General features: G+C 63.7%; 16 protein-coding genes. 3 read left to right on the plus strand and 13 right to left on the minus strand.

Translation table 11 applies throughout. The annotated features are described in order from the left end of the window. Positions 1 to 762, plus strand: coding sequence for a M90 family metallopeptidase (locus V3596_RS01315; RefSeq protein ID WP_334275781.1), 762 nt, complete (start codon positions 1 to 3; stop codon positions 760 to 762). Between the two features lie 17 nt (positions 763 to 779). Here the strand turns inward: V3596_RS01315 and clpA are convergent, their stop codons facing one another. Both clpA and clpS read right to left on the minus strand, forming a co-directional pair. After that, positions 780 to 3,104, minus strand: a complete 2,325-nt coding sequence (clpA, locus tag V3596_RS01320; RefSeq protein ID WP_334275782.1) for an ATP-dependent Clp protease ATP-binding subunit ClpA — start codon at positions 3,102 to 3,104, stop codon at positions 780 to 782. Beyond that, positions 3,101 to 3,457 carry an ATP-dependent Clp protease adapter ClpS gene (gene clpS, locus V3596_RS01325; RefSeq protein ID WP_334275783.1) on the minus strand — a complete coding sequence of 119 codons (357 nt, stop codon included), beginning with the start codon at positions 3,455 to 3,457 and terminating at the stop codon, positions 3,101 to 3,103. Before clpS ends, clpA begins: the two co-directional genes overlap by 4 nt. A gap of 298 nt (positions 3,458 to 3,755) precedes the next feature. On the opposite strand from clpS, the gene V3596_RS01330 reads away from it, so the two are divergent. Next, on the plus strand, positions 3,756 to 4,019 hold the full coding sequence (locus V3596_RS01330; RefSeq protein ID WP_334275784.1) for a cold-shock protein: 264 nt from the start codon (positions 3,756 to 3,758) through the stop codon (positions 4,017 to 4,019). A 126-nt stretch (positions 4,020 to 4,145) separates the two neighbouring features. Here V3596_RS01330 and icd read toward each other — a convergent pair whose 3' ends face one another. From icd to hemN, 4 genes are all read right to left on the minus strand, one after another. Continuing rightward, on the minus strand, positions 4,146 to 5,399 hold the full coding sequence (icd, locus tag V3596_RS01335) for an NADP-dependent isocitrate dehydrogenase (protein WP_334275785.1): 1,254 nt from the start codon (positions 5,397 to 5,399) through the stop codon (positions 4,146 to 4,148). A gap of 47 nt (positions 5,400 to 5,446) precedes the next feature. Further along, positions 5,447 to 7,684 (minus strand): NADP-dependent isocitrate dehydrogenase, encoded by a 2,238-nt coding sequence (locus V3596_RS01340; RefSeq protein WP_334275786.1) that lies wholly within the window; start codon positions 7,682 to 7,684, stop codon positions 5,447 to 5,449. Positions 7,685 to 7,810: 126 nt separating this feature from the next. Beyond that, a complete protein-coding gene (locus V3596_RS01345) occupies positions 7,811 to 8,497 on the minus strand; it encodes a sulfite exporter TauE/SafE family protein (RefSeq protein ID WP_334275787.1) in 687 nt (228 codons plus the stop codon). An 8-nt stretch (positions 8,498 to 8,505) separates the two neighbouring features. Beyond that, entirely contained in the window at positions 8,506 to 9,909 is a 1,404-nt protein-coding gene (gene hemN, locus V3596_RS01350) for an oxygen-independent coproporphyrinogen III oxidase (RefSeq protein ID WP_334275788.1), read from the minus strand. Between the two features lie 99 nt (positions 9,910 to 10,008). Between hemN and fnr the strand changes: the two genes are divergently transcribed. Beyond that, a complete protein-coding gene (gene fnr / locus V3596_RS01355) occupies positions 10,009 to 10,770 on the plus strand; it encodes a fumarate/nitrate reduction transcriptional regulator Fnr (RefSeq protein WP_334275789.1) in 762 nt (253 codons plus the stop codon). Between the two features lie 3 nt (positions 10,771 to 10,773). Here the strand turns inward: fnr and V3596_RS01360 are convergent, their stop codons facing one another. From V3596_RS01360 to ccoN, 7 genes are read right to left on the minus strand one after another with little or no spacing between them, the layout of a single operon-like run. After that, on the minus strand, positions 10,774 to 11,055 hold the full coding sequence (locus tag V3596_RS01360; protein WP_334275791.1) for a hypothetical protein: 282 nt from the start codon (positions 11,053 to 11,055) through the stop codon (positions 10,774 to 10,776). Then, the gene (locus V3596_RS01365) at positions 11,052 to 11,285 is read right to left on the minus strand and encodes a hypothetical protein (RefSeq protein ID WP_334275792.1); all 234 of its coding nucleotides are present in this window, start codon (positions 11,283 to 11,285) and stop codon (positions 11,052 to 11,054) included. The genes V3596_RS01360 and V3596_RS01365 overlap by 4 nt, the downstream gene beginning before the upstream one ends. A 20-nt stretch (positions 11,286 to 11,305) precedes the next feature. Next, on the minus strand, positions 11,306 to 12,712 hold the full coding sequence (ccoG, locus tag V3596_RS01370) for a cytochrome c oxidase accessory protein CcoG (protein WP_334275794.1): 1,407 nt from the start codon (positions 12,710 to 12,712) through the stop codon (positions 11,306 to 11,308). A gap of 6 nt (positions 12,713 to 12,718) precedes the next feature. Continuing rightward, positions 12,719 to 13,627: a cytochrome-c oxidase, cbb3-type subunit III gene (ccoP, locus tag V3596_RS01375; protein WP_334275795.1), complete on the minus strand. Its 909-nt coding sequence runs from the start codon at positions 13,625 to 13,627 to the stop codon at positions 12,719 to 12,721. Continuing rightward, positions 13,620 to 13,781 carry a cbb3-type cytochrome oxidase subunit 3 gene (locus V3596_RS01380; RefSeq protein WP_334275796.1) on the minus strand — a complete coding sequence of 54 codons (162 nt, stop codon included), beginning with the start codon at positions 13,779 to 13,781 and terminating at the stop codon, positions 13,620 to 13,622. The genes ccoP and V3596_RS01380 overlap by 8 nt, the downstream gene beginning before the upstream one ends. 15 nt (positions 13,782 to 13,796) lie before the next feature. Continuing rightward, entirely contained in the window at positions 13,797 to 14,414 is a 618-nt protein-coding gene (gene ccoO, locus V3596_RS01385; RefSeq protein ID WP_334275797.1) for a cytochrome-c oxidase, cbb3-type subunit II, read from the minus strand. A gap of 20 nt (positions 14,415 to 14,434) precedes the next feature. Continuing rightward, entirely contained in the window at positions 14,435 to 15,874 is a 1,440-nt protein-coding gene (gene ccoN / locus V3596_RS01390) for a cytochrome-c oxidase, cbb3-type subunit I (RefSeq protein ID WP_334275798.1), read from the minus strand. Between the last annotated feature and the right edge of the window lie 21 nt (positions 15,875 to 15,895).

Consider the following 15,895-nt stretch of genomic DNA (forward strand, 5'->3'; position numbering starts at 1 on the left):
GTGATTTCTCGCCTCTTGAAGGCCTGGCAACAGCGCCGCGAGGCTGCGCAGCTGGAACGCCACGCCATCCCCGAGCCGCTCTGGCAATTGACGCTGGCGCGCTATCCCTTCATCAGCGAGCGCACTGCCGGCGAGCTGATCGAGCTGCGCCGACTCTGCTCGCTCTTTCTTGCGCAGAAGGAATTCCACGGCGCCGCCGGCTTCGAGGTGACTGACGAGATCGCGCTCGCCATTGCCGCGCAGGCCTGCCTGCCGGTACTGAAGCTGGGCCTCGCCTGGTATGACGGCTTCGTCGGTATCGTCGTCCATGCGAGCGAAGTGCTGGCCCAGCGCGAGTACATGGACGAGGATGGCGTTGTCCACCAGTACGAGGAGCTGCTGGCCGGCGAGGCCATGGAAGGCGGGCCCTTGATGCTGGCCTGGAGCGAGGCCGACGCAGCCTTCGAGTCAGGCGACAGCATCTACAACGTCGTCATCCACGAGTTCGCCCATGTGATCGACATGAGCGACGGCTGGGCCGATGGCGTGCCGCCGCTCGCGAGCAGCGCGGCGCGCGAGGCCTGGCTTGACGTGATCGAAGCTGAATGGTCTGAATTCTGCGAGCGGGTCGATGCCGGCGAGCCCACCTTGATCGACCCCTACGGCGCCGAGAGCCTGGAAGAGTTCTTTGCCGTGGCGGTGGAGGCCTTCTTCGTGGCGCCAACAGACATGAAAAACGAGCAGCCGCGTTTGCACGCGCTGCTCGCTGGCTTCTTCAACTAGACGCTGGTTCAGCTCGCTCAGGTCGTCGTTGCCGGCTCCGCCTTGGGCTTGTTGTCCTTGGCCGGCTTCAGCGGCTGGATGTCCAGCGTCGTGTTGCCCTCGGCATCGACACCCACACTCAGGCGCCCCCCATCGACCAGACGCCCGAACAGCAGCTCGTCTGCGAGCGCGCGGCGGATCGTGTCCTGGATCAGGCGCTGCATCGGGCGGGCGCCCATCAGCGGGTCGAAGCCCTTCTTGGCCAACTGCTGACGCAGCTCGTCGGTGAACGTGACCTCGACCTTCTTCTCCTGCAACTGGCTTTCCAGCTGCAGCAGGAACTTGTCGACCACGCGCATGATGATTTCCTGGTCCAGCGCACGGAAGGACACGATGGCATCCAGCCGGTTGCGGAACTCGGGCGTGAACAGGCGCTTGATGTCGGCCATCTCATCGCCCTGCTCGCGGGCGTTGGTGAAGCCGATGGTGGACTTGTTCATGGTCTCGGCGCCCGCATTCGTCGTCATGATGATGATGACGTTGCGGAAGTCGGCCTTGCGACCGTTGTTGTCCGTCAGAGAGCCGTGGTCCATCACCTGCAGCAAGACGTTGAACACGTCCGGGTGCGCTTTCTCGATTTCGTCGAGCAGCAGCACTGCATGCGGCTTCTTGGTGATGGCCTCGGTCAGCAAGCCACCCTGGTCGAAGCCGACATAGCCCGGAGGCGCACCGATCAGGCGGCTGACGGCATGGCGCTCCATGTACTCCGACATGTCGAAGCGGATCAGCTCGATGCCGAGGATGTAGGCCAGTTGCTTGGCCACTTCGGTCTTGCCGACGCCGGTGGGGCCGCTGAAAAGGAAGCTGCCGATGGGCTTGTCCGGCTTGCCCAGGCCCGAACGCGCCATCTTGATGGCGGCGGCCAAGGCATCGATCGCCGGTTCCTGGCCGAAGACCACGCTCTTCAGGTCGCGGTCCAGACTCTTCAACTTGCCACGGTCGTCTGTGGACACCGAGGCCGGCGGAATGCGCGCGATCTTGGCAACGATGTCTTCGACCTCGGTGCGGGTGATGGTCTTCTTCTGCTTGCTCTTGGGCAGGATGCGCTGGGCGGCGCCGGCTTCGTCGATCACGTCGATGGCCTTGTCCGGCAGATGGCGGTCATTGATGTACTTGGCCGAGAGCTCGGCTGCCGCCTGCAGTGCGCCCAGCGCGTACTTGACGCTGTGGTGCTCCTCGAAGCGCGACTTCAGGCCCTTCAGGATCTCGATGGTCTGCTCGACCGAGGGCTCGTTCACGTCCACCTTCTGGAAGCGGCGTGAGAGTGCCGCATCCTTCTCGAAGATGCCGCGGTACTCGGTGAAGGTCGTGGCGCCGATGCACTTCATCGCGCCCGAGCTCAGGGCGGGCTTCAGGAGATTGCTCGCATCCAGCGTACCGCCCGATGCGGCGCCAGCGCCGATCAGCGTGTGGATCTCATCGATGAAGAGGATGGCGTGCGGCTGTTCCTTCAGCTGCTTGAGGACGGCCTTCAGGCGCTGCTCGAAGTCGCCGCGGTACTTGGTGCCCGCCAGCAGTGCGCCCATGTCCAGTGAATAGACCACGCTGTCGCCCAGCACGTCGGGCACGTCGCCCTCGGTGATGCGCCATGCCAGGCCTTCGGCAATGGCTGTCTTGCCCACGCCGGCCTCGCCGACCAGCAGCGGATTGTTCTTGCGGCGGCGGCACAGCACCTGCACCACACGCTCGACCTCGGGCTCACGGCCGATCAGCGGGTCGATCTTGCCTTCCTTTGCGAGCTGGTTGAGGTTCTGCGTGAACTGCTCGAGCGGAGAACCCTTGCCCTGCGGTTCGGCTTCCTCGCGCTCGCTGTTCTCCTGGCCACTGCCACTACCGTCCTGCCCCTTGGGCGGCTCGGGCGGCTCGCTCTTCTTGATGCCGTGGGCGATGTAGTTCACCACGTCAAGGCGCGTCACGCCCTGCTGGTGAAGGTAATACACGGCATGCGAATCCTTCTCGCCGAAGATGGCCACCAGCACATTGGCGCCTGTCACTTCCTTCTTGCCGGAGCCGGTGGACTGCACATGCATGATGGCGCGCTGGATAACGCGCTGGAAGCCGAGCGTGGGCTGGGTGTCCACCTCGTCGCTGCCGCCCACGGTGGGCGTGTTTTCCTTGATGAACTGCGTCAGGCTCTTGCGCAGGTCTTCGATATTGGCCGAACAGGCGCGCAGCACCTCGGCGGCGCTGGGATTGTCCAGCAGCGCCATCAGCAGGTGTTCCACGGTGATGAACTCATGGCGCTGCTGGCGTGCTTCGACAAACGCCATGTGCAGGCTGACTTCAAGCTCTTGGGCAATCATGCGGCCTCCATAATGCACTGCAAGGGATGGCCTGCACGCCGCGCGGCAGCCAGCACCAACTCAACTTTGGTCGCGGCGACGTCTTTGGTGAACACACCGCAGACGCCCCGGCCCTCGTGATGGATTTTGAGCATGATCTGGGTCGCTGTATCCAGATCGTGGCGAAAAAATTCCTGCAACACCATCACGACAAACTCCATCGGCGTGAAATCGTCATTCAGAAGCAGCACCTGGTAGAGGCGCGGCGGCTCGGTTTTCTGCGGCACGCGCTCCAGCGTGGTCGTGCCATCCACATCTTCTCGGCCGGGTTTGACGACGGGGGGCGCGGGCGGCTGGCGAGGGGTATCTGACATGGCTTTGATTCTATCGACTGGGACTGGGCCCTGCCGGCCGCGGACTGCTATCCCATCTGGGGCCTCCGGCCTTCAATGCAAGCACCGTGCGCAGCTCATGCAGGCACCTGGCTGCCGCCCTGCAGATGCCCCGCAATTGCGCCAAACCAGGAAGCAAACGGTTGCCTGCACTGCACCGCGGAGCCGACCACCCATCTCAGTGGGGAGTCCGGGTCCTTACGCAATTGACACGAAGCTGACTAGCCTTTGAGAATCCGCCTCGGTGCGTTAGACACCGGGATGGAGAATTGGAGAAAGTATGCAAACTGGAACAGTCAAGTGGTTCAACGACGCCAAGGGTTTTGGCTTCATAGAACCCGAAGAAGGCGGCGACGACGTGTTCGCCCATTTTTCAGCAATCAAGATGGAGGGCTTCCGAACACTGCGACAGGGCGGACGGGTCAATTTTGAGCTGGTGCAGGGCCCCAAGGGCCAGTTGGCGCAGAACATCACCCCCATGGACGGCGAAGGCGACTTGCCACCGCCTGCAGCGCAGGAGCTCGCACACAGCGCCAGTGCCTGAAGCAATATCAGGCAGCAAAAACAAAGGCCCGCTTCGCGGGCCTTTTTAATTTACCAAGCAGTTGGCAAATCAATTTCTCTGCTGGGCGAAATCAAATCGCAGCTTGCGCCGCGAGTTACTTTCGATTCACATCTGGTCAATCATCACCTGCCCAAAACCCGAGCAGGAAACCTGGGTCGCGCCGTCCATCAGGCGGGCAAAGTCGTAGGTCACCTTCTTGCTGGCGATGGCCGCCTCGAGCGAGCTGATGATCAGATCGGCTGCTTCGACCCAGCCCATGTGGCGCAGCATCATCTCGGCCGACAGGATCTCGGAACCGGGGTTCACGTAGTCCTTGCCGGCGTACTTGGGCGCCGTGCCATGCGTGGCCTCGAAGCAGGCCACCGAATCCGACATGTTTGCGCCCGGCGCAATGCCAATGCCGCCCACCTGCGCAGCCAGCGCGTCGGAAATGTAGTCGCCGTTCAGGTTCAGCGTCGCCACCACGGAGTATTCGGCCGGGCGCAGAAGGATCTGCTGGAGGAATGCGTCGGCGATCGAATCCTTGATCGTGATGCCCTTGCCTGTCTTCGGACTGATCAGCTTGCACCAGGGGCCGCCATCGATCAGCTCAGCGCCGAATTCCTTCTGCGCCAGCGCATAGGCCCAGTCACGAAAACCACCCTCGGTGTACTTCATGATGTTGCCCTTGTGCACGATGGTGACGCTGGGCTTGTCGTTGTCGATGGCGTACTGGATGGCCTTGCGAACCAGGCGCTCGGTGCCTTCACGCGAGACCGGCTTGATGCCGATGCCCGAGGAGTTCGGGAATCGGATCTTCTTGACGCCCATCTCGTCCTGCAGGAACTTGATCAGCTTCTTGGCCTTCTCGCTTTCGGCCTCGTACTCGATGCCGGCATAGATGTCTTCCGAGTTCTCGCGGAAGATCACCATATTGGTCTTCTCGGGTTCCTTCAGGGGCGAGGGAACGCCCTTGAAGTACTGCACCGGGCGCAGGCAGACGTACAGGTCCAGCTCCTGGCGCAGGGCCACGTTCAAGGAGCGGATGCCGCCGCCCACGGGCGTGGTCAGCGGGCCCTTGATGGACACCACGTACTCGCGCAGCGCCTCCAGCGTCTCGGCCGGCAGCCACACATCGGGACCATAGACCTTGGTCGACTTCTCGCCGGCAAAGACCTCCATCCAGTGGATCTTCCTCTTGCCGCCATAGGCCTTGGCCACGGCAGCATCGACCACCTTGAGCATCACGGGGGTGATGTCCAGGCCCGTGCCATCACCCTCGATGAACGGGACGATGGGCTCGTCCGGCACATTGAGCGACATGTCGGCGTTGACGGTGATCTTGCTGCCCTGGCTGGGGACCTTGATGTGCTGATACATGTAGGAAGCGTCTCCGGGAATGAATGCAGGAAGTCGACGGCGGAACGTCAGGCAGCGACCATTGCCAGCGCGGCATTGAAGGTCGCGCTTGGGCGCATCACGGCATCCAGCTTGGCCATGTCGGGCAGGTAGTAGCCGCCGATGTCCGCCGGCTTGCCTTGCACGGCGGCCAGCTCGGCCACGATGGTGGCTTCGTTGTCGGCCAGGGCCTTGGCCAGCGGCGCGAACTTGGCGGCCAGTTCGGCGTCGTCGGTCTGTGCAGCCAGGGCCTGGGCCCAGTACAGCGACAGGTAGAACTGGCTGCCGCGGTTGTCCAGCTGCCCGGTCTTGGGGCTGGGGTTCTTGTTGTTGTCCAGCAGTTGGCCCGTGGCCGTGTCCAGCGTCTTGGCCAGCAGCTTGGCGCGGGCATTGTTGTTCTTCAGGCCCAGGTCTTCCAGGCTGACCGCCAGGGCCAGGAACTCACCCAGCGAATCCCAGCGCAGGTGGTTTTCTTCCACCAGTTGCTGCACGTGCTTCGGAGCTGAACCGCCAGCGCCCGTTTCGTACATGCCGCCGCCGGCCATCAGTGGCACGATGGAGAGCATCTTGGCCGAGGTGCCCAGTTCCATGATGGGGAACAGGTCGGTGAGGTAGTCGCGCAGGATGTTGCCGGTGGCACTGATGGTGTCCAGGCCGCGGATCACGCGCTCCAGCGTGTAACGCATCGCGCGCACCTGGCTCATGATCTGGATGTCCAGGCCCTGCGTGTTGTGCTCGTGCAGGTACATCTTGACCTTGGTGATCAGCTGCGCCTCGTGCGGGCGGAACTGGTCGAGCCAGAACACCACCGGCATGCCCGAATTGCGGGCGCGGTTGACGGCCAGCTTCACCCAGTCGCGGATCGCGGCGTCCTTGCACTGGCACATGCGCCAGATATCGCCCTGCTCCACCTCCTGGCTCATCAGCACCTCGCCGCTGTCCAGGTCGGTGATGTTGGCCACGCCGTCTTCCGAGATCTCGAAGGTCTTGTCGTGCGAGCCGTATTCCTCGGCCTGCTGGGCCATCAGGCCGACATTGGGCACGGTGCCCATGGTCTTCGGGTCGAAGGCGCCATGCCACTTGCAGAAGTTGATCATCTCCTGGTAGATGCGGGCGAAGGTCGACTCCGGCATCACGGCCTTGACGTCCTTCAGGCGGCCGTCGGCGCCCCACATCTTGCCGCCGTTGCGGATCATCGCGGGCATGGACGCGTCGACGATGATGTCGTTGGGCGAATGGAAGTTGGTGATGCCCTTGGCCGAATCGACCATTGCCAGCTCGGGGCGGTGCTCGTGGCAGGCGTGCAAGTCGCGCTTGATCTCGTCCTGCTTGCTCTGCGGCAGCGTGGCGATCTTGTTGTACAGATCGACCATGCCATTGTTGACGTTGATGCCCAGCTCGTCGAACAGCTTGCCGTGCTTCTCGAAAGCCTCACGGTAGAAGATTCGCACGCAGTGGCCGAACACGATGGGGTGCGACACCTTCATCATCGTGGCCTTCACGTGCAGAGAGAACATCACGCCGGTCTGGCGCGCGTCCTCGATTTCCTTTTCGTAGAAGTCCAGCAAGGCCTTCTTGCTCATGAACATGCTGTCGATCACCTCGCGGTCCAGCAGGGCGACCTTGGGCTTCAAGACGATGGTCTTGCCGCTCTTGGTGATCAGCTCCATCTTGACATTGCGGGGGCGGTCCAGCGTCATGGACTTTTCGCCGTGATAGAAGTCGCCGGCATGCATGTGCGAGACATGCGAGCGCGAGGCCTGGCTCCAGTCGGCCATGCTGTGCGGGTTCTTGCGGGCGTATTCCTTGACGGCCTTGGGTGCGCGGCGGTCGGAGTTGCCTTCACGCAGCACCGGGTTCACCGCGCTGCCCACGCACTTGTTGTAGCGCGCGCGGATGTCCTTCTCTTCGTCGGTCTTGGGTGCTTCCGGATAGTCCGGAATGGCGTAGCCCTTGCCTTGAAGTTCCTTGATCGCAGCCTTCAATTGCGCGACGGAGGCGCTGATATTGGGCAGCTTGATGATGTTGGCTTCGGCCTTCAGCGTCAGGCGGCCGAGCTCCGACAGGCGGTCGGGCACGCGCTGGTCTTCACGCAGGCATTCCGGGAACTGGCCCAGCACGCGGCCGGCAACGGAGATGTCGCTCGTCTCGACATTGACGCCCGCAGGCGCAGCGAAGGCGCGGACGATGGGCAGGAACGACGCCGTCGCCAGCAGCGGCGCTTCGTCGGTCAAGGTGTAGATGATGGTCGGTTGCTGCAGTGTCATGGGGTATCCAGGTCGGCCAACAATCAGGCGCAGTGGTGGGACAACTAGAGAGGCGATTCTAGGACAGCCGGGCCAGACTGGGAGCCCAGTCTTATATAAGTCTTGCGCTCGGCGGGTCGGCGCGGGCTAGCTGCAGAACGCAGCAATCTGGTCCCACAAGCCCATGGCCAACGCCCAGGTGGACGCAGCGGCCAAGGCAAGGCCGGCCAGACGAATGGCCCAGCCCGTGCCTTGTGCGCCCAGCGAGCGCAGCAGCGTCGGACCCAGCGCGAGCCCGATGCCCGAGGCTGAGGCAAAGGCAGCCATGACCAGGGCACCGGCAGGGGCGCTGCTGGCCAGGCCAGCGGTCAGCAAGGCGGATTGCAGCAAGCCGCAGGGCCAGGCCACCCAGGCCAGGCCGAGCAGACCGGACCGCGCCGGGGCGGACAGGGTGACCCGCCCGGCGCCAGGCATCGCCAGCCTCACCTCGCCTGCCTGCTCACTGACTTGCCTGCCAATCTGGCCCAGCCAGGCCGGTTGCCGGGCGAACACCAGCAGGTAAAGCCCCAGCAGCAGCGCCGCGCAATGAACCAGCAACCACAGGGGCCGCAGCCAGGCCGCAGCACCGCCGAGCCAGGCCAGGGCACCAACACTGGCGGCAGCGATGGCGCCACCAAGCGCGTAGCTGAGCAGGCGCCCAAGCTGGAAAGCGCCCATAGAACTGCGCCCACCGCGACTGCAGCCTGTCGCCGCCGCGCCGCACATCGCCAGGCAATGCGGCGTGCCAGCGAGACCCATCAGCAGGGCAGATCCGGCGAGTGCAGCATCCAGCATGGCAGCGTTCAGATGATTCGCGAGAAGCGCGCGCGTTGCTGGTCGGCCTGCAGATAGCGGTCGAACACCAGGGCCACGGCGCGGACGAAGTACCAGCCTAGCGCCGTCACCTGGATCGCGCCGGGCTCAATCTCGACCATGCCCGTTTCGGCCAGCGCGTGGAGCTTCTCCAGCTCGGCAGCGAAGTAGCGCTTGAAGTCGACCAGGTGCGCCAGCTCGATGGATTCAAACTCCACGCGGCCCTGGCACATCAAGGCCATGATGACCGCGCGGCGCACCAGGTCGTCGCGATTCAGGGCCAGGCCGCGCGCGGTGGGCAGCGCGTCATGACGCAGGGCGTCGTAATACTCAGGCAGCGTCTTCACGCTCTGGCTGTAGGTGGCACCCACACGGCCGATGCTCGAGACGCCCAGACCGATCAGGTCGCAATCCGGTTGCGTGCTGTAGCCCTGGAAGTTGCGATGCAGCCGCCCCTGGCGCTTGGCCACGGCCAAAGAATCGGTGGACAGCGCGAAGTGGTCCATGCCGATATAGCTGTAGCCATTGGAAAGGAAGCCGCTGATCGCACCGGCCAGCATCTGGATCTTGTCGCCGGCCTGCGGCAGCTCGGCCGCGTCGATGCGGCGCTGCGGCTTGAAGCGCTGCGGCAGATGCGCATAGCCGTAGAGCGCGATCCGGTCCGGCTTCAATGCCGCGACCTGGGCCACGGTGCGCGCGAACGAGGTGGACGTCTGCAGCGGCAGTCCGTAGATCAGGTCCACATTGATCGACTCGAAGCCCAGCGCCCTGGCCTCACGCATCAGGTCAACCACGCTGTCATGACTCTGCACGCGGTGCACGGCCTTCTGCACGTCCGGATCGAAGTCCTGCACACCGAAGGACAGGCGGTTGAAGCCGATCTTGCGCAGATGGGCCAGACGCTCGGCATTGACCGTGCGCGGATCGACCTCGATCGACACCTCGGCGCCCGGCTGCAGCCGGAAGGCCTGGCGCAGGTCGCCCATCAAGCCCTCGAGCTCGGCATCGCTCAGGAAGGTCGGCGAGCCGCCGCCGAAATGCATCTGCGAGACCTGCGGCTGCCGGTCGAGGTGGCGCAGCGTCAGCTCGATCTCCTTGCGCAAGGCGACCAGGTATTCACCGGCGCGCTCATGGTGCTTGGTGATCACCTTGTTGCAGGCGCAGTAGTAGCAGACCGATTCGCAGAACGGTATGTGCACGTAGACCGACAAGGGCGCGCTGCCCCCCACCATTTCCTTGCGCTGCTCCAGCGCCTGGATGTACTCGGTCTTGCCGAAGGCTTCGACAAAGCGGTCGGCGGTAGGATACGAGGTGTAGCGGGGGCCGGCGACGTCGAAGCGGCGCAGGAGGTCGGCATCGATGCCGGCGGTGGATTCGGTGAGCGTCTTGACCATGAACGCCACTGTGACCAAGCTCCCCGCCTTCAGACTTGATCCGGATCAATCTCTCATCGCTTGCGGCAGAGAACAATGCGCCAACGATTGAGGATCATCATGTTCACCGATACCGCAATGAGCGCCAGCACCCCTATCAAGCCCGAGCCGTTCAAGGTCGCCTGCTCCAGCTGCAATCTGCGCGAGCTCTGCTTGCCCGTCGGATTGAGCCAGGAAAACATTGACCAGATCGACAACATGGTCGGCCAGCGCAAGCAGGTGCCGCGCGGGGAAGCGCTGTTCCGCAGCGGCGACCCCTTCCAGTCGATCTTCGCGGTGCGCACCGGCTTCTTCAAGACCTGCGTGTCGTCGGAAGACGGCCGCGACCAGGTGACTGGCTTCCAGATGGCTGGAGAACTGCTGGGCCTGGACGGCATCAGCAGCGACCACCACAGCTGCGACGCCGTGGCGCTTGAGGACTCGCAGGTGTGCGTGATCCCGTTCAGCCGCCTGGAAGAACTGTCGCGCGAGTTCAATGAATTGCAGCGCCAGTTCCACAAGATCATGAGCCGCGAAATCGTGCGCGACCATGGCGTGATGCTGCTGCTGGGGTCGATGCGCGCCGAGGAGCGCCTCGCCGCCTTCCTCCTGAACCTCACGCAGCGCCTGCAGGCGCGCGGCTTCTCGGCTTCGAGCCTGGTGCTGCGCATGACGCGTGAAGAAATCGGCAGCTACCTCGGGCTCAAGCTCGAGACCGTCAGCCGCACATTCTCGAAGTTCCAGGACGACGGCCTGCTGGAAGTGAAGCAGCGCCAGATCCGCATCATCGACCAGGCAGGCTTGCAGCAATTGGTCAACGGCACGAACTGCGCCGCGAACTGACGTTCAGCGGGGCCAGTGAGGGGCGCTGCGGCGCCCTTTTTCTTCTTCATCCGGCATGCGGGCCATCAACACGCTGATGGCGCATGCAATGCTGATCACCAGCCACAGGACGAGAAAGGTCAGCGTGTAAACGCCCTGGCTCGACAGGCTCAGGTGCTCGCTGATCCAGAGCTCGCTGGGGTCGACCTGCGCGAAGACCAGGGCCTCCAGCACACCGGCCATCACAAAGGCCGGCCACAGCACGACCATCGCCAGGCCTCGCCCGCTGACCGGCTCGGTGCTCATTTGCCGCCCGTGGCCGCGTGGTTGCGGGCCCGCATCGCAGGCTGCTGAGCGGCATCGTCGATGCCCTCGGCCGAGGGCCGCGAGGCCTGCTCGATCACCGGATCGGGATGCGTGATGGCCAGGGTCAGCGTGGCAAAGCTCGCCACCACCACGGCGGCAGGGCCGCCAATCACCAGCCACATGAAGCGATAGCGCCACCAGGGCTTGGCTGCATGGATTGCGTCGGACATGGGGACTCCTTGCTCTGTATTCATCGTGGCACCACGAAGGTGGATTTCTCGGCGAGGGGGGCCGCACCCGCGCCATTCAGGACGAACTCTATGTGCTGAGCGCCAGCACCGGCCGCCGTGGCGGCCTCTGGCGGCAAGCGCAGCGCTACCGTAACCCAGCGGGCTTCGGCCGGCGCCAGCGTAAGGCTCACCGGCGCCGCGAGCTTCAGGCCCTGCAGACCGCGTGCATCAAGCTGCAGCATCTGCGGCTGCTCGGTGGCATTCATCAACTGCACGCGGTAGATGTTTTCGACCAGGCCATCTTCGACGATGCGGGCCAAGCTGGCACGATCACGTACCACGTCCATGCGCACCGGGGCACGCGTGGCCAGGCTGTAGACCAGTGCGATGCAGACCAGCAAGAGCACGGCCGAATAGACCATCACGCGCGGCCGGAACATGCGCCGTATCAGCTGCAGCTTCGTCAGGTGCTGCGACAGACCGTTCTCGGTGTCGTAGCGGATCAGCCCCCGCGGGTAGCTCATCTTGTCCATCACGTCGTTGCAGACGTCGATGCAGGCGGCGCAGCCTATGCATTCGTATTGCAAGCCCTTGCGAATATCGATGCCGGTCGGACAGACCTGCACGCAAAGCGTGCAATCGATGCAGGAGCCCAGGCCCTGGGCTGTCGGGTCCGCCTTCTTGCTGCGCGAACCACGCGGCTCGCCGCGCTCGCTGTCGTAGCTGATGATCAGCGTGTCCTTGTCGAACATCGCACTCTGGAAGCGCGCATACGGGCACATGTACTTGCAGACCTGCTCGCGCATGTAGCCGGCATTGCCATAGGTGGCAAAACCATAGAACAGCACCCAGAACGTCTCCCAGGGCCCCAGGCCGAAGCTCATGACCTCGGCGGCAAGCACCTTGATCGGCGTGAAGTATCCGACGAAGGTGAAACCGGTCCACAGGCCGAACACGATCCATGCAGCCTGCTTGCCGCTCTTGCGCCAGAGCTTGTTGAAGTTCCAGGGCGCCTTGTCGAGCTTGATGCGGGCCTGGCGGTCACCCTCGAAGAGCTTCTCCACCCACATGAAGATCTCGGTGTAGACCGTCTGCGGGCAGGCATAGCCGCACCAGAGCCGCCCGGCCACCGCTGTGAACAGGAACAGCGCGTAGGCCGAGATCATCAGCAGCGCTGTCAGGTAGATGAAGTCCTGCGGATACAGGACCAGACCGAAGATGTAGAAGCGCCGGCTGCCGAGGTCGAACAGCACAGCTTGCCGGGCATTCCACTCCAGCCAGGGCAGCCCGTAAAACAGCAACTGCGTGCCCCACACCAGCGCCCAGCGCCAGGCCGCGAACCAGCCGTGAACTGCGCGCGGATGGATCTTGTCCTGGGCCTTGTACAGCGAGATGACCTGGACGCTGGAATCTTCGGACTGATTCATCAGGGTTTACTGCTTGGGCCCGTTGTGCGAGAGCGACCACACGTAGGCTGCGAGCACGTTCATCTGATCAGGACTCAGTCGCGACTCGTGGGCCGGCATCTGGTTGGTCTTGCCTTCGTTGATCATGCGCACCACGGCTTCTTCGCCCCAGCCATGCAGCCAGACCTTGTCGGTCAGGTTGGGCGCGCCGAGGGCCTGGTTGCCCTTGCCGTCCATGCCATGGCAGGCTGCGCAGGCGCCGAACTTGGTCTTGCCCAATTGTGCAGCGATCGAGTTGTGCGGGCTGCCCGACAGACTGAGCACGTAGTTGGCGACGTTCTTCACATCTTCGGCACCACCCACGGCTGCAGCCATCGGCGGCATCTGACCCTGGCGGCCCTTGGCGATCGTCTGGACGATGGTCTCGTGGCTGCCGCCATAGAGCCAGTCGTCATCGGACAGATTGGGGAAGCCCTTGCTGCCCTTGGCATCCGAGCCATGGCAACCGGCGCAGTTGTTGGCGAACAGGCGCTCGCCAATGCCCATGGCCTTGGGATCCTGTGCCAGCTTCTCTGCAGGCTGCCCCTGGAACTGGGCGTAGACCTTGGTCATCGCCTCGTTGGCCTTGGCCATCTCCGCCTCATGTTGCCCCTGGCTGCTCCAGCCCAGGCTGCCGGCCATTGCGCCGAGGCCGGGATAGAGGGCCAGGTAGATGCCGGAGAACAGCACCGTCAGCACGAACAGGCCCATCCACCAGCGCGGCAGCGGGTTGTTCAGCTCACGCAGGTCTTCATCCCAGACATGGCCGGTGGTGTTGTCAGTGGCCATGACGCGGCGACGCGCCGCGATGATCAGCAACAGCAGGCACAGCACCAGACCCACGATGGTGGCGCCAGCCACGAACCAGGACCAGCTGGCAGAAACGAAATCACTCATTGCTTGCTCCTTGCGAGCCCGGCTGTTCGTCGGCAAACGGCAGTGCGGCGGCTTCATCGAAGTTGCGCGCGCGCTGGTAAGCCCACCACACGATGGCGCCAAAGCACGCCAGCGAAAGCAGGGTCACGACGCTTCGAATTTGGTTGAGATCCATGATGACCTCTCTTGCTTATTTCACCGAGGTGCCCAGCACCTGCAGGTAGGCGATCACGGCTTCCAGTTCGGTCTTGCCCTTCACGGCCTCGGCGGCACCGGCCACCTCGGCATCGCTGTAGGGCGCACCGAGAGTGCGCAGCACGCTGAGCTTCTTGCCCATGTCGCTGTCGTCAACCGGCCGTGTGGCCAGCCAGGGGTAGGCCGGCATGTTGGACTCAGGCACCAGATCGCGCGGATTGATCAGGTGGATGCGATGCCATTCATCGCTGTACTTGCCACCCACGCGTTGCAGATCGGGTCCGGTGCGCTTGCTGCCCCACTGGAACGGACGGTCGTAGACGAATTCGCCGGCCAGCGAGTAGTGGCCGTAGCGCAGCGTCTCGGCGCGGAAGGGGCGGATCATCTGCGAATGGCAGTTGTAGCAACCTTCGCGCACATAGATGTCGCGCCCTGCCACCTGCAGCGCGGTGTAGGGCTTGAGCCCGGGCACTGGCTGCGTGGTGGAGCGTTGGAAGAAAAGCGGCACGATCTCGACGACACCGCCGACGATGACCGTCAGCAGCACCAGCACGATCATCAGGAAATTGCTGGTCTCGATCTTCTCGTGACCTTTGACGTTATGGCTTGCCATAGCTTATTGACTCCGTGGCTTCAGGCGTGGGCCAGCACGGCCGGCACAGGCACCGGCGTGGTCTTGCCCGCTTGCATCGTCTTCACGACGTTCCAGCCCATGATCAGCATGCCGCTGAGGTAGAGCAGGCCGCCCGTGAGGCGCACGACATAGAAGGGGTAGGTCGCCTTGACGCTTTCGACGAAGGTGTAGACCAGCGTGCCGTCCGGATTGACCGCGCGCCACATCAGGCCCTGCATCACGCCGGCGATCCACATCGCGGCGATGTAGAGCACGATGCCCAGGGTGGCGATCCAGAAGTGCAGCTCGATGGCGCGCTTGCTGAACATCTCCGTGCGACCGTACATGCGGGGGATCAGGTGGTACAGGCAGCCCATCGAGATCAGGCCCACCCAGCCGAGGGCGCCGCTGTGCACGTGGCCCACCGTCCAGTCGGTGTAGTGGCTGAGCGCGTTGACCGTCTTGATCGACATCATCGGTCCCTCGAAGGTCGACATGCCGTAGAAGGACAGCGAGACGATCAGGAACTTCAGGATTGGGTCGTCACGCAGTTTGTGCCAGGCCCCGCTCAGGGTCATGATGCCGTTGATCATGCCGCCCCAGCTCGGCGCCAGCAGCACCAGCGAGAACACCATGCCCACGCTCTGCGCCCAGTCCGGCAGCGCCGTGTAGTGCAGATGGTGCGGGCCCGCCCACATGTAGGTGAAGATCAGCGCCCAGAAGTGGACGATGGACAGGCGATAGCTGTAGACCGGGCGGCCAGCCTGCTTGGGGATGTAGTAGTACATCATCCCGAGGAAGCCGGCTGTCAGGAAGAAGCCCACGGCGTTATGGCCGTACCACCACTGCACCATGGCGTCCTGCACACCGGCATAGGCCGAGTAGCTCTTGAACAGGTTCACCGGCAGTGCCGCGCTGTTCACCAGGTGCAGAAGCGCCACCGCGATGATGAAGGCGCCGAAGAACCAGTTCGCCACATAGATATGGCGGATCTTGCGCGTACCCACTGTGCCGAAGAACACGATGGCATAGCTGACCCAGGCAACCGTGATCAACAGGTCCACCGGCCACTCCAGCTCTGCGTACTCCTTGCCACTGGTGACGCCGAGCGGCAGCGAAACTGCAGCCGCAACGATGACCAGCTGCCAGGCCCAGAAGGTGAACCAGGCCAGGCCCGGCGCGAACAGGCGCGTCTGGCCAGTGCGTTGGACCACGTGGTAGGAGGTCGCGAACAAGGCGCAGCCACCGAAGGCAAAGATCACCGCGTTCGTATGCAGCGGCCTCAGGCGGCCGTAGCTGAGCCAGGAAATGCCGCCGAGGAAGTCGGGCCAGGCGAGCTGGGCGGCGATGATCACGCCAACCAGCATCCCCACCACACCCCATAGGACCGCCGCCAGCGCGAACGCGCGGACCGGTCCGTCCTCATAGTTGATCGCCGTACTTGGCGCAGATTGGGCCATCGCCACACTCCTTTTTCAGTC

Origin of the sequence: Roseateles microcysteis (genome assembly GCF_036880965.1) — a bacterium.
GTDB lineage: Bacteria > Pseudomonadota > Gammaproteobacteria > Burkholderiales > Burkholderiaceae_C > JAUASW01.